Here is a 1,141-nt window from a genome sequence, read left to right on the forward strand (position 1 = left end):
GTGGCGTCTGTCTGGCTGTTCCCGTCGTCTTCGACGCCGGTTTATCAGAGCGGCTTGTGGCCGCTCTGGAGGCAGCTTTCAGCTGCCCAAAGCAGGCTGCGCTACCATGCGATTTTCGCCTGGGAGCAGCCCAATGCAGCGTCTAGCAAAACCCTCTGATTACGTTCTGCAGGACATCCTCGGCAGATCGCAGTACGTGCTGCCCTGGGAGGACAAGCTTTGTCCTGGGAATCCCACAGACGACCCTGATGCTGGTTCGATTGAGTACAACGAGCATGCCATTGAGAGGGCCCATAACGGCGGTATGGCCATCGCAACCGATCCGGTAGCCGACGCAGTGAATGCGGCACTAAAAACGCCTGGAGAGGCTTACAGGACCCTTTCGCGGGATCTGGCGGCCTCATACCTGGGTGATTATCAATTTCTTATGAGCGACCTAGAGCTCTGGGACGAAGAAACCAAAGCGATCCGCGTTCTCCTGGTCTTTTCCAACCAGGATCTACACAAGCTATCTGCGCGCCAGGTTATGGACCTTCGCGCTCGAGCTGCACAGGTCTGACGCGCTGCGCTTGTCTCCTCGATCAGTGCACGGGAACAAGTACCCGTGCCCCGATCGAGGCTCTTAATTGCCTATTTTTGATGATCCAAACACACCTGTATGCTTCTTCCCGAAGGTGTCTGTAAGGATTCTGCAAGATATTTTAAATACGTTTTAAAAACTCTCGCAAAAAATACATAAGAAGTCTGTTGCTTATTTTTTAGTGGCATATAGAATCGCCAAAAAAATCGCGCAAGCATCATTTTGGGGTGTCATATGTCCAAGGCAGTAAGCAGCATCGCATCGGAAGTAAATGAATTACTTCGTAAAAATGGAAATGAGTTCATGACTCTAAAGTGGGCTCAGTTTTACAAAATATGCGACAGAGAACGTCTCGCCGATGTGGTTATGGAAAACATCGCAAAACAGCTCAAAAAAAATGACCTGCATATCATCTACGGCAACAACGTCATTGTCGTTCGTGACTTTTGCTGGAGCCCTGTAGACATCTGATCCGCATACCAGCTGATGCGCTTGTGCGTAGGTCGCGATATTCCTAGGTCAAGGGCCGCGACCCCGGCTCGTCGTGACGCGCTTCACCGT

At 51.2% G+C, this 1,141-nt stretch carries 2 protein-coding genes; both read left to right on the plus strand.

Annotated features, from left to right (window positions below; translation table 11 throughout):
* Positions 1-133 precede the first annotated feature (133 nt).
* Positions 134-559 carry a hypothetical protein gene (locus AACW30_RS23965; protein ID WP_153331004.1) on the plus strand — a complete coding sequence of 142 codons (426 nt, stop codon included), beginning with the start codon at positions 134-136 and terminating at the stop codon, positions 557-559.
* Positions 560-814: 255 nt separating this feature from the next.
* Positions 815-1,051 carry a hypothetical protein gene (locus AACW30_RS23970; RefSeq protein WP_153331005.1) on the plus strand — a complete coding sequence of 79 codons (237 nt, stop codon included), beginning with the start codon at positions 815-817 and terminating at the stop codon, positions 1,049-1,051.
* Positions 1,052-1,141 lie beyond the last annotated feature (90 nt).

The organism is Pseudomonas sp. MF6747 (assembly GCF_963890955.1).
In the GTDB taxonomy this organism is placed as follows: Bacteria; Pseudomonadota; Gammaproteobacteria; order Pseudomonadales; family Pseudomonadaceae; genus Aquipseudomonas.

Bases quoted from the DNA above. Each gene is read 5' to 3' on its own strand.
- AACW30_RS23965 (WP_153331004.1), top strand. From the start codon at position 134: ATGCAGCGTCTAGCAAAACCCTCTGATTACGTTCTGCAGGACATCCTC.
- AACW30_RS23970 (WP_153331005.1), top strand. From the start codon at position 815: ATGTCCAAGGCAGTAAGCAGCATCGCATCGGAAGTAAATGAATTACTT.